The organism is Flavobacterium magnesitis, assembly GCF_041729735.1.
Lineage (GTDB): Bacteria > Bacteroidota > Bacteroidia > Flavobacteriales > Flavobacteriaceae > Flavobacterium > Flavobacterium magnesitis.
Genome location: NZ_JBCFQK010000008.1, coordinates 1 through 15,809 on the forward strand (window position 1 = coordinate 1; position 15,809 = coordinate 15,809).

19 protein-coding genes are annotated in these 15,809 nt (G+C 33.9%); 10 read left to right on the forward strand and 9 right to left on the reverse strand.

Annotated elements, in window-relative coordinates; translation table 11 throughout:
* Positions 1–133: 133 nt before the first annotated feature.
* From AAGV33_RS07155 to gdhA, 7 genes are all read right to left on the reverse strand, one after another.
* Positions 134–649 carry a hypothetical protein gene (locus AAGV33_RS07155; protein ID WP_373391284.1) on the reverse strand — a complete coding sequence of 172 codons (516 nt, stop codon included), beginning with the start codon at positions 647–649 and terminating at the stop codon, positions 134–136.
* Positions 650–850: 201 nt separating this feature from the next.
* Positions 851–1,345: a hypothetical protein gene (locus AAGV33_RS07160; RefSeq protein ID WP_373391285.1), complete on the reverse strand. Its 495-nt coding sequence runs from the start codon at positions 1,343–1,345 to the stop codon at positions 851–853.
* Between the two features lie 322 nt (positions 1,346–1,667).
* The gene (locus tag AAGV33_RS07165) at positions 1,668–2,117 is read right to left on the reverse strand and encodes a hypothetical protein (protein WP_373391286.1); all 450 of its coding nucleotides are present in this window, start codon (positions 2,115–2,117) and stop codon (positions 1,668–1,670) included.
* A gap of 149 nt (positions 2,118–2,266) precedes the next feature.
* A complete protein-coding gene (locus AAGV33_RS07170; protein ID WP_373391287.1) occupies positions 2,267–2,629 on the reverse strand; it encodes a transcriptional regulator in 363 nt (120 codons plus the stop codon).
* 372 nt (positions 2,630–3,001) lie between these two features.
* A complete protein-coding gene (locus AAGV33_RS07175; RefSeq protein ID WP_373391288.1) occupies positions 3,002–3,499 on the reverse strand; it encodes a hypothetical protein in 498 nt (165 codons plus the stop codon).
* Positions 3,500–3,652: 153 nt separating this feature from the next.
* Positions 3,653–4,366: a DNA repair protein RecO gene (gene recO / locus AAGV33_RS07180; RefSeq protein WP_373391289.1), complete on the reverse strand. Its 714-nt coding sequence runs from the start codon at positions 4,364–4,366 to the stop codon at positions 3,653–3,655.
* Between the two features lie 129 nt (positions 4,367–4,495).
* A complete protein-coding gene (gene gdhA, locus AAGV33_RS07185) occupies positions 4,496–5,839 on the reverse strand; it encodes an NADP-specific glutamate dehydrogenase (protein WP_373391290.1) in 1,344 nt (447 codons plus the stop codon).
* A gap of 248 nt (positions 5,840–6,087) precedes the next feature.
* On the opposite strand from gdhA, the gene AAGV33_RS07190 reads away from it, so the two are divergent.
* Positions 6,088–6,900 carry a THC0290_0291 family protein gene (locus AAGV33_RS07190; RefSeq protein WP_373391291.1) on the forward strand — a complete coding sequence of 271 codons (813 nt, stop codon included), beginning with the start codon at positions 6,088–6,090 and terminating at the stop codon, positions 6,898–6,900.
* Between the two features lie 136 nt (positions 6,901–7,036).
* Positions 7,037–7,777, forward strand: coding sequence for a DUF3298 and DUF4163 domain-containing protein (locus AAGV33_RS07195; RefSeq protein WP_373391292.1), 741 nt, complete (start codon positions 7,037–7,039; stop codon positions 7,775–7,777).
* A 51-nt stretch (positions 7,778–7,828) separates the two neighbouring features.
* On the opposite strand, the gene AAGV33_RS07200 is transcribed toward AAGV33_RS07195, so the two are convergent.
* On the reverse strand, positions 7,829–8,284 hold the full coding sequence (locus AAGV33_RS07200; protein ID WP_373391293.1) for a DinB family protein: 456 nt from the start codon (positions 8,282–8,284) through the stop codon (positions 7,829–7,831).
* A gap of 82 nt (positions 8,285–8,366) precedes the next feature.
* Here AAGV33_RS07200 and AAGV33_RS07205 point away from each other — a divergent pair, with 82 nt between their 5' ends.
* The 5 genes from AAGV33_RS07205 (at position 8,367) to nadD (ending at position 11,404) form a co-directional block, all read left to right on the forward strand.
* On the forward strand, positions 8,367–8,723 hold the full coding sequence (locus AAGV33_RS07205; RefSeq protein WP_373391294.1) for an arsenate reductase family protein: 357 nt from the start codon (positions 8,367–8,369) through the stop codon (positions 8,721–8,723).
* A 94-nt stretch (positions 8,724–8,817) separates the two neighbouring features.
* Positions 8,818–9,678, forward strand: a complete 861-nt coding sequence (locus AAGV33_RS07210; RefSeq protein WP_373391295.1) for a YicC/YloC family endoribonuclease — start codon at positions 8,818–8,820, stop codon at positions 9,676–9,678.
* Positions 9,679–9,757: 79 nt separating this feature from the next.
* Positions 9,758–10,330, forward strand: a complete 573-nt coding sequence (gmk, locus tag AAGV33_RS07215) for a guanylate kinase (RefSeq protein ID WP_373391400.1) — start codon at positions 9,758–9,760, stop codon at positions 10,328–10,330.
* An 85-nt stretch (positions 10,331–10,415) separates the two neighbouring features.
* Positions 10,416–10,781, forward strand: a complete 366-nt coding sequence (locus AAGV33_RS07220) for a four helix bundle protein (RefSeq protein ID WP_373391296.1) — start codon at positions 10,416–10,418, stop codon at positions 10,779–10,781.
* A gap of 41 nt (positions 10,782–10,822) precedes the next feature.
* The gene (nadD, locus tag AAGV33_RS07225) at positions 10,823–11,404 is read left to right on the forward strand and encodes a nicotinate (nicotinamide) nucleotide adenylyltransferase (protein WP_373391297.1); all 582 of its coding nucleotides are present in this window, start codon (positions 10,823–10,825) and stop codon (positions 11,402–11,404) included.
* A gap of 122 nt (positions 11,405–11,526) precedes the next feature.
* On the opposite strand, the gene AAGV33_RS07230 is transcribed toward nadD, so the two are convergent.
* The gene (locus AAGV33_RS07230) at positions 11,527–12,423 is read right to left on the reverse strand and encodes a LysR family transcriptional regulator (RefSeq protein ID WP_373391298.1); all 897 of its coding nucleotides are present in this window, start codon (positions 12,421–12,423) and stop codon (positions 11,527–11,529) included.
* Positions 12,424–12,513: 90 nt separating this feature from the next.
* Between AAGV33_RS07230 and AAGV33_RS07235 the strand changes: the two genes are divergently transcribed.
* From AAGV33_RS07235 to AAGV33_RS07245, 3 genes are all read left to right on the forward strand, one after another.
* The gene (locus AAGV33_RS07235) at positions 12,514–13,269 is read left to right on the forward strand and encodes a type 1 glutamine amidotransferase domain-containing protein (RefSeq protein WP_373391299.1); all 756 of its coding nucleotides are present in this window, start codon (positions 12,514–12,516) and stop codon (positions 13,267–13,269) included.
* Between the two features lie 85 nt (positions 13,270–13,354).
* Complete coding sequence (locus tag AAGV33_RS07240; protein ID WP_373391300.1) at positions 13,355–14,512, forward strand: iron-containing alcohol dehydrogenase; 1,158 nt, start codon at positions 13,355–13,357, stop codon at positions 14,510–14,512.
* Between the two features lie 272 nt (positions 14,513–14,784).
* The gene (locus tag AAGV33_RS07245; protein WP_373391301.1) at positions 14,785–15,780 is read left to right on the forward strand and encodes an NAD(P)H-dependent glycerol-3-phosphate dehydrogenase; all 996 of its coding nucleotides are present in this window, start codon (positions 14,785–14,787) and stop codon (positions 15,778–15,780) included.
* Positions 15,781–15,809 lie beyond the last annotated feature (29 nt).

The window sequence follows — 15,809 nt, forward strand, 5'->3', positions numbered from 1 at the left end:
ATACAATTCTGCGCTAACGTTTACGTATGTCCGAGCAATCGGGTTTTACCAAATATTCCAAATACAAACCAATTTTTCCATTAAGCCAAATACCCAAATTGCTTGTAGCGTGTGTTGGCGGCTCGGTTTTTTTTTATACGTTATTTTTCGGATTATCAATAAATTTAGCTATTCTACTGCTATTTGTCATCAATAAATATCCGATAATAACTTTACATAAGTCAAATATAATCCATCCAGTTTTTGGATAATCTTTGAATAAAGCTTGTTGCTGAAAAAAAATAAATATTTCTCTTAGTAAAATAGGAATATTTTCTACGAACATTAAACCTCCAATTACAATTGTTGCAATTGAAATAATTGTAAAGCTTTTGGAATTTAACTCGATGTTTTGAGTTTCAAAATCTCTGTCAAGTTTTAGCTTTTCGATTATCCAAGATGTTTTATAAACACAAATTTTAAACACAAAATAATAAATAATTAAAATGACTAAAAGGATTAAAATTAATATCGTTAAACTTTCAAAATCTCCAATTTGATAAGCAGAATATATAGAAGAAAACCATTGAGGAATTGTCGTTAATGCTCCCAAAATTAAAAGCAAACCTAAAATTTTCATTAAAATTGTCCAAAAAGTTTTAATCGTCATTTTTATTTATTTTAATTTACAATGAGGTTTTTTAGTTTTCGTTCGGCTAAACTGACCGCCAACGTTCTGGCGCTACACGAGGTTTGGGATTAAAGATGCGAAGTTTTTCGGTTAAACACAAAATTTCCCAAGTACAAAACCATCTTTAAATTCAACCTAATGCCCAAATCTCGTGTAACGGCTGTTGTGCGTTCGGTTTTTTTATTCATTTTGTTTTCCGATTAGTTCAATTTCGCTTTTCGTTTCTTCAACTTCTTTCCGTGTAAATAAAAATGGGAATATTAAACCTAAGATAATGCAAAATAAAGAATATTGCTTAAATGGTTCTACTCGTAAATATTCTGGAAACAGCGGATTTTCTGATGGACTTCCAATTTTTGAAATCAATATGAATAACCCAATACAAAAAGTTAAAATGCAACTCAAACAAATAATTAAGTTGAATTTTAGAATTTCGGATAAATTTTTCCGTTTTCTTTTTTCCGTTAACATTAAACCGCAAATTGGAATTGATGAGATTAAAAGATAATCGAAAGTATTTATGTCAACTCCGAAAAAGTAACCTGTTTTATTTTGTATAAATTTTGCTAGACCAAAAACAGAAGTTGGGCCTAAAATAAAGTTTAGGAATATGAATAACGCAACTGAAATTGAGATTGATAAATAAAGATATTTTTTATTTAAATTATCTAACATTGATTAATTAATTTTCTGTTTTACTTCTGATTTTCTGCGCTCCGCCAAACTGACGCACAACGTCTTGGCACTACAGCGGGTTTGGGACTAAATTAAGACCTATTTTCGGAATTGCCAAATCATCCCAAGTATAAAACCAACTTTCCATTAAGCCAAATACCCAAATCCGTTGTAGTGGCTGTTATGCCTTCGGTTTTTTATTTATTACAATTTCGGTTTCGCTTCCGCACCGCTTTTAAGTCGGAAGTATTTTTAAATTTAATTATTATGAAACTTACTTTAAATAACGAAAAATTTTACCGTGTAATGTACTATTTTTAGTTTATTGCTTTTTTGATATTACTTGTTTCTTATATGAATTTATGGAGTCTTTATAAAGAACAATGTCAGATTTCAAAAGAAAATTTTGTTCTTTCAAATCAGCTTTTTCAAGATTTGAAAAATAATTCAATAAACCAAAAATGATTGCTGTAATTACTGATAAAGCAGTTATTGATAATTGCATTATTTGGAATAAAGATAATTTTTTAGATTCTTTTTCTAGTTTGGCAAAAGTTGTAAATCTCCATCCTTTTTCTGTTAATCTAAAACTTTCTTTTGACGTTCGTTCTAAAAGTAAAAAATCTTTTTCTAATGAATATATAACCTTTTCAGCGGAATTATTGTCAGGCAAAAGATGTAATAAATCCATACCAGGCACAATCTTAGTTTTGTCTGATTTTTTAAAGAAATCAATTACTTTTTCCGCAAGTTCTTTTTGTTCAGGATTCATTTTTTCGGTGTTTCGGTTCTTTAAACTGAGGCATAACTAGTATATAGGTCTGACAAAATCAGACCTATCACCCCTACATAGGGTAGCTTTGTCTGACAAACGTCAGTATTTATTTTTCGCTAATATATAAATAATTCTTACAAAACCCCCTACTTCTTTATCATTTCTCTTAGGGTTTCGAGCTGGATTTCCAGTTTCTGGATATAAGCGTTTTTTTCATCGAGTTCTTTTTTTAGGGCTTTTTCACGTTTGTTCTCGTATGGAAAGGGGACATATTCCCCCAGTTGTGCAATAAAATTGTGCTTGAGGGCTAGACTTAGCTTCCAGAGTATAGCAAACTGTAAGGACTCTTTTTTAAAATATTCGTTCAATCCTGTGGGAAGTATACCGAGTTGTCTGGCTACTTCGGCTTTCTTAATTTTATGATGTACAATGTGATAATGAATAAAATTACCTATTACGGGGTAATGTTCTCCTTTTCCGTTCTTGTATTTGTTGCTGGTGGATATCATCTTTTATTTGCTTTGTGTTATTAGTTTATAACATTTCCCTTAAAAACTAGTGCTAAACACTAATAGTATTGGTTCGAACTACATATATTATTGGTTCAAACTAGATACTTTATTGGTTCGAACTACATATACTATTGGTTCAAACTAGATGCTTTATTGGCTCGAACTACATATATTATTGGTTCAAACTAGATGTTTTATTGGTTCGAACTACCTATACTATTGGTTCGACAAACCAATAAAACAGGTTCGAAGCACCTATACTGTTGGTTCGAACTAGATGTTTTTTTGTTTCTTATCAATCAGAAAAACGACAAAAAAATCGCTTCTTTATGACAGAAGCGATTGTAGCTGCTTTTACTAATTGTTGTATTACTCAGTAGGCATGACAGGTGGTGTTGTAACCGCATTGCCTTTGCTGGCTGCAAAACGAGTTTTGAGTTTATCGACAATGCTGTCGGCACCCAGTACTCCGGCATCGGCGGCAGTGCCAAAGGATTTATACAGGCTCAGTGCTGTATTGTAGGCCTCGCTACCCGCCAGCATTTTAGTATCCTCAATGCGTTCGCACAATTGGTTGGCTAATCCTGAGATTTCGTCCATCTGGGCAAAAAGAGTCAGGTCGTTTTGCATAGTAGGCACCGAAATATAACCGGGAACCAGCGTGGGATTGTTTACAGCTGCACTGAGGGCGTCTTCGGCAAAGGCTTTGTTGTTGACATCTATGGCGTTTAAGGTTTTCCTTTCGTCGGCAGTAAGCCCCACCAGAAAAGGAAGATTGGTCAAAATGGTTTGAAAAGCGGCTTTTACTGCTGTTAGCTGTGCTGCCGTAGCCGTAGTGTTGACACGGTTGTTGAGTAAATTTGACATAAAATAATAGTTTAATGGTTTATAATTAATAAGATTATACACTCAAAGCTAAACTATTTTTCTTTTGGTTTGTAGTTTTTTTAGTTCTTTTTTTGATTTTTTATAAGTAATGCGATATGAAAATGAAAAACGAAGGAACACGCCCAATAAAAATCAAGAAAAAACCTCCTTCAAAACATCAAGCGATTTTGGTCTTTTAAAACCATCCAAATGATAGGAATAATAATCGATAAGAATTTTTAAAACCAATTGTCTTTCGATAACATGAAACACTTTTTGATTGCTGTCCAGTTTTAACTGAATTAGTTTTTTGAACAGATGGGTTTCATGTTCAGTCAAAGAACCCATGGCATGAAACAGAGTGAAAACACCTTCGTTCATTTCGAAAAAGGGCATATCCATATCCGAAATATCAGGATAGAAACCAAAATACTTGGTCATTTCCAGCATTAAAATCAGGTGAAAATTAGCCATTTCATCGTGTTCGTCTAACCAATGCAGGGCGGCTTCTAAAAACTCAAAAAGGGATTCGTTTTTTTCTTCTTCATGAATAGAATGATGCAAAATTTCCGAAATAAACATCACAATGGTACTCTTATAAATATCCGAATGAATGGACTGAAACGGTGCTGCAATTTTAATTTCCTTAAAATGCTCTAAAGTTCCTTTGTTTTTGTGATTGGCTTCAATTTCGAGAATAGTCATTGGCTGAAAATAAGCCATTTTTTGATTGGATTTTCTATTCGAAAAAGCATCCCGAACAAAATACGATTTCAATCCATGCGACAACGTAAAGCATTTTACTATCAGGCTTTTTTCCTGGTATTTTAAAGCCGAAATAACAATTGCCTTGGTTTTTATTTGCATGGATTTGATTTTGCTGAAATGAGTTGCGAAGATAGCTAAAAGTCCTTAGTCCTTAGTTGGTGAGTCCTTAGATCTAAACGCATAAACTAAAGACTATGGACTATGGACTAACTACTAAGGACTAAAAGGCTAAACCACTCCCTGAGCCAGCATTGCATCGGCAACTTTTACAAAACCTGCAATATTAGCTCCTTTTACATAATCTACATAACCATTTTCATCGGCACCATATTGCACACAAGCCGCATGAATATTAAACATAATGGCTTTTAATTTTTCGTCTACTTCTTCTGCTGTCCAACTCAATCGCAAGGAGTTTTGCGACATTTCTAATCCTGAAGTGGCTACACCACCCGCATTAGAAGCTTTTCCTGGAGCAAACAAAATTTTAGCATCATGAAAAACAACAACTGCTTCATAAGTAGAAGGCATATTAGCTCCTTCGGCAACACAAAAACAGCCGTTAGCCACTAAGGTTTTAGCATTTTCTGCATCCAATTCGTTTTGAGTAGCACAAGGCAAGGCTATATCGCATTTTTGACCCCAAGGCTTCTCATTGTCATAATATTTTGCATTAGGATATTTTACAATATAATCACTAATTCGGCTTCTGAGTTCGTTTTTCAAAAACATAATGTGAGCTAATTTATCCCCATCAATTCCATCAGCATCATAAATATAACCTCCAGAATCTGACATGGTAACTACTTTAGCTCCTAATTGTGTCGCTTTTTCAACAGCATACTGCGCCACATTTCCCGAACCTGAAACCACAACAGTTTTATCTTTTAAATCCTGTCCTTTTCTTGCCAGCATACTTTGTGCAAAATATACCGTTCCGTATCCCGTAGCTTCTGGTCTTATTAACGAACCTCCAAAAGAAATTCCTTTTCCGGTTAAAACTCCAGTAAATTCGTTTCTGATTTTCTTATATTGTCCAAATAAGTAACCTACTTCTCTAGCGCCAACGCCAATGTCTCCAGCAGGAACATCCGTATCAGCACCGATATATTTCTCTAATTCAGTCATGAAAGCTTGACAAAAGCGCATGACCTCAATATCTGATTTTCCTTTTGGATCAAAATCTGAACCTCCTTTTCCACCGCCCATTGGCAAACTGGTTAAACTATTTTTAAAAGTTTGTTCGAAAGCTAAAAATTTTAAAACACTCAAATTTACCGTCGGGTGAAAACGAAGACCGCCTTTGTAAGGACCAATAGCCGAATTCATTTGGATACGATACCCTCGATTTACTTGGGTTTGTCCTTTGTCATCAATCCATGCCACACGAAAAATCACAATCCGATCCGCTTCCACCATGCGTTCTAAAAGCTTTTGGTTTTGGTATTTTTCATTTTGTTCGATAAAGGGAATTACGGTTTCGGCAACTTCTAAAACCGCCTGTAAAAACTCTGGCTCGTTAGGGTTTTTTAAAGTAACCCCATTTATAAAATCGGTAATAGTTTGAGACATAATATCTTATATTTTTAGTGTTAAAAACTTTTGCGTCTATTACAAATATACATTTTCTAAGGAAATCCGATTTAAAATTAACTAAATTAAAGAAAGAATTATCTTGTAAATTATGAAAATAAATTATCGGATTTTAATTCTTAAAAAAGTTGCTTTTTCATAAGAGACACTATCCTAATTAGTTTGTTATTATTTTAATAGATAAATAATGTTTTTTATATCTTTGTCCAGACCTGAATAGTTTTAAAATGCTCAGAAATAATTGGCTAACCTTATGCTCTCTTTTTATTTTGCTTGTAATATCAAGTAAAATAAATGCGCAGTTTGGTTTATCTCATGAAATTGGAGTTATTGCTGGTCCAGTTGCTTTTCAGTCGGATTATGGAGAGCGTTATGATTTAAGTACCAATCTTAAAAACTCAGGAATTGGAATAGGAATTATTCATTATCTCAATTTTTCTTATAAGGCAGAATGTAACTGTTATACTCCCGAAACCTATTTTAACGATCACTTTAAATTAAGAACTGAGTTATCTTATAACAAAACCGAGTTTAAACACCATGGCGAATGGGTAGCTCCTGACAAAACTTCACTTGGTGCTGACCAACTCCGCGCGATGAGAGGAAATAGTGCTGTAACCAACTTAGGAGTGCAATTAGAATATTTTCCACTAAGTATTCGCGATTTTACAGCAAGAATAGGAAGTTTGGGTCCGTTTATAAGTCTTGGTGGACAATTTAGTTATTACAATACCGAAGCAACTTCATCATTAGGACCTTTAGGCACTCCGTTAACCACATTTCCAAAATACCTTACTCCAACTGACGATCGTCAATATGGATTTTCAACCGAAAGCGGCAGCGTTTGGTCTATTGTAACCAGCGTGGGAACACGTTATAAACTCGCTCCTTTAAGTGATTTAATGGTTGATTTACGATTTCAATATTACTTCTCAGACTGGGTGGATGGTTTAAAACCCAATCCAACACTTTACAAAGAAAACAAAGCCAATGATTGGTTGGTTTGGTTTAACGTAGGTTACATTTATTACCTTCAATAAGATTAAATACATCTTTCGATTTTTATTTTTAGCAATAAACCGCTATCTTTCAATCCAAGACTTTTTTGAAAACAGACATAAAAGTTTAGCACTTAATTAGCCGAAACATTTTCTTGTTCGAATAAAAAAATATAAAATGAAATATACTTTATTATCTCTATTACTATTAGTATGCATAAGTTGTTCAAAGGAATTGGATTTTGAAACTCAATCTTTTGAAAAAACTTCAACATTAGATTGTACCGAAAATTGTCCAGAAATCCAACTAGAAATTCCTGTTGCTAAAAATTCCAAGATTATTTCTGACAGCATCAATAATACCGTTTTTGCAGCCGTAAAATCCATTGTCGATTTTGGAGACAAGCCTAATAATTCGAGTAATTATGAGCAATTAGCCAATTCTTTCATTCAGGCGTATGAAAAATTAAAAACAGATTTTCCTAAAGACCGTTTTGGCTGGGAGGCTAAAATTGAAGGAGAAGTAAAATACTGCTCGGAAAATATTTTAAATATCGAAATCAAACATTACACTTTTACGGGTGGCGCACACGGTTATGCTGGTTTACGTTCTTTGATTTTTGACCCAAAAACAGGAAAACAAATTCCAAACGAAAAATTATTTAAAAACTGGGAACTTTTTCAAGTTTTTGCTGAAACAAAATTCAGAAACAAATACAAAATCCCAAGAGACCAATCTATAAATAGTACTGGAATGTTTTTTGAAAACGATGTGTTTCAAGTAGCACAAAATATTTTTTTCACAGACAAAGGTATCATTCTTCATTATAATCCCTACGAAATTGCCGCTTATGTGGATGGTTCCAGAGATTTACTTATCAAATACGAAGAAGCAAATGATTATCTGATAACGAAATAAAAAAGAGCTTCCAGTGGAAGCTCTTTTACTGTAAAATATTTAATCAATGAATTAAACTAATTTTCGAATAGCCAAAATAACTCCTATATGAATTCCTTCGTGAAAATTATTAAAAGACATAGAATCGAAATTGTTTTTTAATACAAATCCTGTAGATGTTGAATATTCAGTGAAATTTTGGAACAAATTATTATCAATATCTATCTCCGTTTGTTCGATTGTTTTATGTAATAACGACAAAATTTCATCGACTTCTTCCTGAGAAGCCTCGTGCTCGGTTTTAGTTCCTTTTTTGTATTTCTCGATCAGCTCATCAGAAACCATCATTGGTAAACCTGCTAATTTATAAACTAACACTTGTTGAGTAACGATAATATGCGCCACATTCCAAATCAAATTATTATTAAAGCCTGACGGAACCTTATTTAGTTGCTCTAAAGCAAATCCCTGAATCAATTTAGAAACCATGTTTCTGCTGGTTTTTGTAACCTCTAAAAGTTCTTTCATTGTATTGAATTTGTAAATTTTGGCGTAAAAATAAACAATTAACGTTCTAAATGATTTTTCTTTGCATAAAGAAACAATAATTATGGCTAATAAAATATACTATCTCGCTTCTTGCGACACTTGTCGAAAAATCATCAAATCATTACCAAAAGACAATAATCTGGTTTTTCACGATATCAAACAAGATCCAATAACTGTTGAAGAATTAGAAGAAATGTATGCACTTTCGGGAAGTTACGAAGCGCTTTTTAGCAAAAAAGCACAACTGTACAAATCGATGGGATTAAAAGACAAAGGTCTAACCGAAGATGATTTTAAAAAATACATCCTGGAACATTACACTTTCCTGAGTCGTCCGGTTTTTATTATTGATGGCAAAATTTTCATTGGCAACAGCCAACAAAATATGCTTCAAGTAATGAAAGCTTTGGAAAAGTAGTATTATAAATTAAAACAACCATTTTAGGTACTGCGGACTGAACACTGACTACTGCAAACTTTTCTTTATCTTTGAGCACTTTTTAAGAAACAATATGATACAATCTATGACGGGTTTTGGTAAAGCCACTTTGCAATTACCAACCAAAAAAATAACAGTCGAAGTCAAATCTTTAAACAGTAAAGGCCTGGACTTAAATGTACGAATGCCTTCGTTGTACCGCGAAATGGAATTGGGATTGCGTACACAAATTGCCTCAACACTAGAAAGAGGAAAAGTAGATTTTTCTATTTACATCGAAAGTACCGCTGAGCAAACTTCGACCAAAGTGAATGTACCTATTGTAAAAGCCTACATCAACCAATTAAGAGAAGTGTATGCTGATGCCGATGAAACCGAATTGATGAAAATGGCCGTGCGTATGCCCGACACCATGAAAGTGGAAAGAGAGGAAATTGACGAAAACGAGTGGGCTGAGATCAAAAACGTAATCAGCGAGGGTTTAAATAATATTCTTTCTTTTAGAAAAGACGAAGGTCTTTCGCTGGAAAAAGAATTCCAATTGCGTATTGGAAACATCCGTCAATACATGAACGATGCACTGGCTCTTGATCCGGAACGTGTTCAGGCGATCAAAGACCGTTTGCAAACTGCGATTGATGAGTTAAAAGTAAATGTTGACGAAAATCGTTTTGAACAGGAATTAATCTATTATTTAGAAAAATTAGACATCACTGAAGAAAAAGTGCGTTTGACGAATCATCTAGATTATTTCTTAGAAACCATCAACGGAACGGAAGCTAATGGTAGAAAATTAGGTTTCATTACTCAGGAAATGGGACGTGAAATCAACACTATGGGTTCTAAATCCAATCACGCACAAATGCAAAAATTAGTCGTGATGATGAAAGACGAACTGGAAAAAATCAAAGAACAGGTTTTGAATGTTTTATAAAAGTAATTAGTCCTCAGTGGTTAGTCCTTAGCATAAGAAACTAAAGACTAAGAACTAAGGACTAGGAACTAATCACTAAATTATGAAAGGAAAATTAATCGTATTCTCGGCGCCATCAGGTTCTGGAAAAACAACTATAGTTAGGCATTTATTAAAACAAGAAGACTTGAATTTAGAGTTTTCTATCTCGGCAGCCACTCGTGAAGCCAGAGGCGAAGAAGTAAACGGAAAAGATTACTATTTTATCTCTTTGGACGAATTTAAAAGCCATATCAAAAACGAGGATTTCGTAGAATGGGAAGAAGTTTACCGCGATAACTTTTACGGAACTTTAAAAAGCGAAGTAGAACGCATTTGGGCTCTGGGCAAAAACGTAATTTTTGATATTGATGTTGCTGGTGGATTGCGTATCAAGCATAAATTTCCCGAAGAAACTTTAGCCGTTTTTGTAAAACCACCTAGCGTGGACGAACTAAAAAGACGTTTAAAAGAACGCTCTACTGAAAGCGAAGAAAAAATCAATATGCGAATTGCTAAAGCTCACGTAGAACTGGCCACTGCTCCACAATTTGATGTGATTATAAAAAATTATGATTTGGAAGTGGCGTTAGAAGAAGCGACTCAATTAGTAAAGGAGTTTGTGAGTAATTAGTCCTTAGTTTTTTAGTCCCTAGTCCTTAGAGATACATACTAAGGACTAGAGACTAACAACTAATTAACTAGAGAAATTATAAATTATGGGTGGAGTTAAATCATACAAAGAATTATTAATTTGGCAAAAGGGTATCAAAATTGTTGTTTTAATATATAAACTCACGAAGGACTTTCCTAAAGAAGAAATTTACGCCTTAACAAGTCAGTTAAAGAGAGCTAGTGTCTCAGTTCCGTCAAATATTGCGGAAGGATTTGGACGACAAACAGATAAATCATTTAATCATTTTTTAAATATTTCCAGAGGATCATTAAACGAAATTGAAACACAACTAATTATTGCAAAAGAGTTAGAATTTGTACTGGATGATAATTTATTTAATGAAATTCTGTTATTAATAGAAGAAGAAAGTAAAATGATAAATGCCTTCTCTAAAAAACTTAAAGACTAACAGCTAAGGACTAGGGACTAAAAAAACTAAGTACTAAAAAAATGAAAATAGGATTGTATTTCGGCACTTTCAACCCCATCCATGTTGGACATCTCATTATTGCCAATCACATGGCTGAGCATTCCGACTTAGATCAGGTGTGGTTAGTTGTTACGCCTCACAATCCGTTGAAGAAAAAAAGTACATTACTGGACGATTACCATCGCCTGCAAATGGTTTTTCTTGCCACCGAAGATTATCCAAAACTCAAACCATCGGATGTGGAGTTTAAACTTCCGCAACCTAATTATACGGTAACGACATTAGTGCATTTAGAAGAAAAATATCCGCATCATGAATTTTCTTTGATTATGGGCGAAGACAATCTAAAATCTTTGCACAAATGGAAAAATTACGAAGCTATTTTAGCGCATCATGAGATTTATGTCTATCCACGCATTTCTTCGGAAGAAGAAAGTTTAGAATTAAAAAATCATCCTAAAATCCGCATGATTGATGCTCCGGTTGTTGAAATTTCTTCGACTGCCATTCGGGAAAACATTAAATTAGGAAAAAATATTCGCCCTTTAGTTCCTACTAAAGTTTGGGAATATATTGATCATAATTTGTTTTATAAAAAGTAAATTAAGTTACTTAAACACCGCTTTTGAATATAATAAACTCTTTTAAAAAGTCTTTCTATTGCCTCCTGCTAAAGCAGAAGGCAAATCAAAACAATAATTGAATAATTCAGTTATTAAATAAATCAACTCAAAAGCTTTTTCAATTCTGATTCGATTTCCTGAGCAGCCAAATTAAAACCTGTATTTTTCGCTGACAAAAGATAGGCTTCAGTAGCAGGCATTTGGTCTGTTTTCCACAACAATTGCAATCTTTCCTCTTGAATAAAAGAACGTGCGTTAATATCCCAGGTTACAGCCACACCTGAATTTTTAGAAAGCACTTCTAACATTTCAAACTCTGATGGAATAATGTAATTTGAAACCATTGAAGGCCTTTTTTTATTGAAAACATGCAACCAAAACAATTTTATATGTGGAATTCCTGAATCATGGCTGTACCATTTTTGGTCGTTTAGCCAATTTTCAACGGCGTTATAATCACTATTCTGAATGTCCGATTGTAACTTTGTAGTATCAATATTTTTTGAACCTACTATGATTTGCCTGATGTCACCCAACTTTTTTTGCACCGTGTCAAAGGTGTCATACTTTTTAGTTACAATAGCAAAATCAATCTTTTTAGCATTTACCAATTCGAAAAGCGCATCGTTTTGATGAAAGCTGAAATCGATATAATCGAATTTGGAAATCAAAAGACTAGCCATACTATTAAACAAATGTTTCGAAATACCTACCGTAATTAACCGATTGGCATCAAATGCTTTAGACCGAAAACCATTCTCTACATTTTCTAAACGATCTAAGGCTTCTATGATCAAATTATTGAGTAACTTAGCGTATTCTGTTGGTTCAACTCCTTTCGATTTTCTATTGAATAATTTATAACCCACATGGGCTTCCAACATTGAAATTTGCTGACTCACCGCTGGCTGGCTGATAAATAGTTCTTTGGCTGCCAAAGAAAAATTTCTGTTTTTATATACCGATTTAAATGTTCGATACCATTCTAAATTCACCATGATATAAATAAATTTATCACAAACATAATTTAAATTATTTTTACTAATAACATATCTGCCGTAAATTCGCAATAACAAAAAACAATTATCATGAAAAAAGCATTACTCACGATTATAATTTTAACTGCTTGTTCGATTACTGCAACAGCACAAAATAACGCAAAGATGAAAAAAGTATTATTTGTAGTTACTAGTCACGATAAACTAGGAAACACGGGAGAAAAAACAGGATTTTGGACTGAAGAATTGGCTGCGCCTTATTATGAATTAGCTGATCAGGGAATTCAAATTGACATTGCCACTCCACTAGGCGGACAACCACCCATTGACCCAAAAAGTGCAGATCCCGCATCGGCAACTGAAGACACAAAACGATTTGATGCCGACACTGAATTATTGGCTAAACTAAAACACACGCTAAAATTAAATCATGTCAAAGAATCGGATTATGATGCGGTGTTTTATCCTGGTGGACACGGACCATTATGGGATTTAGCCAAAGACCGAAATTCGATTACATTGATTGAATCTTTTTATAACAACAATAAGCCTGTTGCTTTTGTTTGTCACGCTCCAGGCGTATTAAAAGATGTGAAAATAAAAGATGAATATTTAGTAAAAGGAAAAAAAGTAACAGGATTTTCTAATTCCGAAGAAGCTGCTGTAGGATTGACTAATGTAGTTCCGTTTTTATTAGAAGAAGTACTTCAGTCCAATGGCGGAATTTATTCTAAAACCGAAAACTGGCAGCCTTATGCCGTTGAAGATGGATTATTAATTACAGGACAAAATCCAGCTTCCTCTAAACTAGTAGCACAAAAATTATTACAACAATTAAATAAATAAGATACTAAGTCTCTAAGTGGCTAAGAAATTAAGATTTAAATAACTTAGCAGCTTAGAATCTTAGTATCTCTAAAACTAAAAGAATATGTTAAACTTCGAATTATACAATCCTACCAAGTTAGTTTTTGGAAAGGGACAAATAGAAAAACTATCCGAATTAGTTCCGAAAGGCGCCAAAATCCTATTGGCTTATGGTGGTGGAAGCATTTTCAAAAACGGAATTCACCAACAAGTAATGGATAATCTTAAAGGATTTGAAATAGTAGAATTTGCAGGAATTGAACCGAATCCGCATTTTGAAACTTTGATGAAAGCAGTAGCCATTGTCAAGGAACAGAACATTGATTTTATTCTTGCAGTTGGTGGAGGTTCCGTAATTGATGGAGTAAAATTCATTTCGGGGGCAGTACATTTCGACGGAAATCCAATTGATATTCTGCAAAAACATATTTTAATAAAAGAAAATGCAGTGCCTTTTGGAACCGTTTTGACTTTGCCAGCAACAGGAAGTGAAATGAATTCTGGTTCGGTGGTAACAATTGCTGCAACGCAAGAAAAACTGGCTTTTGGAGGTTCGGCTTTGTTTCCGCAATTCTCGATTTGTGATCCAATAGTAATTCAGTCTTTACCAAAAAGACAATTGCAAAACGGAGTAGTTGATGCATTTACACACGTAATGGAACAATATTTAACCTATCCGCATGAAGGTTATTTACAAGACCGAATTGCTGAAGGAATTTTGCAAACTTTAATCGAAGTAGGACCAGAAGTTGTAGAAAATCCTACTGATTATGCTTTGGCTTCTAACTTTATGTGGAGTTGCACCATGGCTTTAAACGGATTAATTCAAAAAGGAGTTCCAAACGACTGGGCAACACACATGATTGGTCACGAATTAACAGCGCTTTACGGAATTGATCATGCCAGAACATTGGCTATTATTGGTCCTAATTTATACCGAGTTTTATTCGAAACCAAGAAAGAAAAACTTGCACAATACGGAAAACGCATCTTTAATTTATCTGGAACAGTGGATGAAATTGCTGATGAAGCCATCAATAAAACCGTAGAGTTTTTCCACACGATGGGAATGGATACCAAACTATCACAATACACAGATGATTACAGCAAAACTGCCGATTTTATTGTTAATCGTTTTGATGAAAGAGGTTGGAAAGCTATGGGAGAAAGACAAAATATTACTTTAGAAAAATTAAAAGCCATTGTAGAAATGAGCTACTAAACAAGTATTTTTTTAACAAAAAAGGCGTCTTCGAAAACCATTCTTAGACGCCTTTTAAATAACACCAAAACTAAATTAACTAATACTAACATTATAAAAAACACAAATTACTTATTTATAGAATATTACAACGAAAACATTACAATTTATATTGTATGGATTCAGAAAAAAATATAAAAAATAATTCTTGACCTAAACTAAAACCCAATTCCAAACAATTCCTCTTGTTTCATTACTACATTTTTAAGTACTTTTGGTTAAACTATAAAAAGATGAGTGAAAATATAAAGTTTGCAGTAATTGGTGGTGGAAGCTGGGCTACAGCCATTACAAAAATGCTATGTGTCAATCTTTCTGAGGTTTCATGGTATATGCGTAATGAATCGGCAATTGAGCATATAAAAGCACACAAACACAACCCAAACTACATTAGTTCAGTGGAGTTTGACATCAAAAAACTGAAACTAACTAATGATATTAACGAGGCGGTTGCTTATGCAGACTACCTTATTTTTGCTATTCCGTCTGCTTTTTTAGACACCGAATTGCAAAAACTAACCGTTTCTCTAAAAGATAAAATCATTTTCTCAGCCATTAAAGGAATTGTTCCCGAAACGAGTTTGATTGTTGGAGAACATTTTCATTTTCAATACGACATTCCTTATTACAATATTGGCGTAATTACGGGTCCTTGCCACGCCGAAGAAGTCGCTTTAGAGCGTTTATCATATCTGACAATTGCTTGTGGTGATGCCGAAAAAGCAAAGAATGTAGCCAAAAATCTAGCTGGAAATTACATCAAAACGAAGATTACTGACGACATTATTGGTACTGAATACGCTGCGATGCTTAAAAACATTTATGCTATTGCAGCCGGAATTGCACATGGTTTAGGTTACGGCGATAACTTCCAATCGGTTTTGATGAGTAATGCGATTCGTGAAATGAAGAAATTCATTCGAAAAGTACACAAGATGAAACGCAACATCAATGATTCGGCTTATCTGGGCGACTTGTTGGTTACGGGTTATTCGGTTTTTTCAAGAAATAGAATGTTCGGAAACATGATTGGGAAAGGCTACACCGTAAAAAGCGCGATGATGGAAATGAGTATGGTTGCCGAAGGTTATTATGCCGCTAAAAGTGCTTACAAACTCAACCAGGGTTATGGTGCCAAAACTCCCATTATAGATGCCGTTCATGAAATTTTATACGAAGGTAAAAATGCCAAAGCCGTATTTAAAAAACTGGTGGATAAACTGGATTAATTTATACTGTTTAATAAAATTTAAAACCG

Excerpts from the sequence above, each read along its gene's own strand:
- AAGV33_RS07155 (WP_373391284.1), bottom strand. The coding sequence starts at position 649 with ATGACGATTAAAACTTTTTGGACAATTTTAATGAAAATTTTAGGTTTG.
- AAGV33_RS07160 (WP_373391285.1), bottom strand. The coding sequence starts at position 1,345 with ATGTTAGATAATTTAAATAAAAAATATCTTTATTTATCAATCTCAATT.
- AAGV33_RS07165 (WP_373391286.1), bottom strand. The coding sequence starts at position 2,117 with ATGAATCCTGAACAAAAAGAACTTGCGGAAAAAGTAATTGATTTCTTT.
- AAGV33_RS07170 (WP_373391287.1), bottom strand. The coding sequence starts at position 2,629 with ATGATATCCACCAGCAACAAATACAAGAACGGAAAAGGAGAACATTAC.
- AAGV33_RS07175 (WP_373391288.1), bottom strand. The coding sequence starts at position 3,499 with ATGTCAAATTTACTCAACAACCGTGTCAACACTACGGCTACGGCAGCA.
- recO (WP_373391289.1), bottom strand. The coding sequence starts at position 4,366 with ATGCAAATAAAAACCAAGGCAATTGTTATTTCGGCTTTAAAATACCAG.
- gdhA (WP_373391290.1), bottom strand. The coding sequence starts at position 5,839 with ATGTCTCAAACTATTACCGATTTTATAAATGGGGTTACTTTAAAAAAC.
- AAGV33_RS07190 (WP_373391291.1), top strand. The coding sequence starts at position 6,088 with ATGCTCAGAAATAATTGGCTAACCTTATGCTCTCTTTTTATTTTGCTT.
- AAGV33_RS07195 (WP_373391292.1), top strand. The coding sequence starts at position 7,037 with ATGAAATATACTTTATTATCTCTATTACTATTAGTATGCATAAGTTGT.
- AAGV33_RS07200 (WP_373391293.1), bottom strand. The coding sequence starts at position 8,284 with ATGAAAGAACTTTTAGAGGTTACAAAAACCAGCAGAAACATGGTTTCT.
- AAGV33_RS07205 (WP_373391294.1), top strand. The coding sequence starts at position 8,367 with ATGGCTAATAAAATATACTATCTCGCTTCTTGCGACACTTGTCGAAAA.
- AAGV33_RS07210 (WP_373391295.1), top strand. The coding sequence starts at position 8,818 with ATGATACAATCTATGACGGGTTTTGGTAAAGCCACTTTGCAATTACCA.
- AAGV33_RS07220 (WP_373391296.1), top strand. The coding sequence starts at position 10,416 with ATGGGTGGAGTTAAATCATACAAAGAATTATTAATTTGGCAAAAGGGT.
- nadD (WP_373391297.1), top strand. The coding sequence starts at position 10,823 with ATGAAAATAGGATTGTATTTCGGCACTTTCAACCCCATCCATGTTGGA.
- AAGV33_RS07230 (WP_373391298.1), bottom strand. The coding sequence starts at position 12,423 with ATGGTGAATTTAGAATGGTATCGAACATTTAAATCGGTATATAAAAAC.
- AAGV33_RS07235 (WP_373391299.1), top strand. The coding sequence starts at position 12,514 with ATGAAAAAAGCATTACTCACGATTATAATTTTAACTGCTTGTTCGATT.
- AAGV33_RS07240 (WP_373391300.1), top strand. The coding sequence starts at position 13,355 with ATGTTAAACTTCGAATTATACAATCCTACCAAGTTAGTTTTTGGAAAG.
- AAGV33_RS07245 (WP_373391301.1), top strand. The coding sequence starts at position 14,785 with ATGAGTGAAAATATAAAGTTTGCAGTAATTGGTGGTGGAAGCTGGGCT.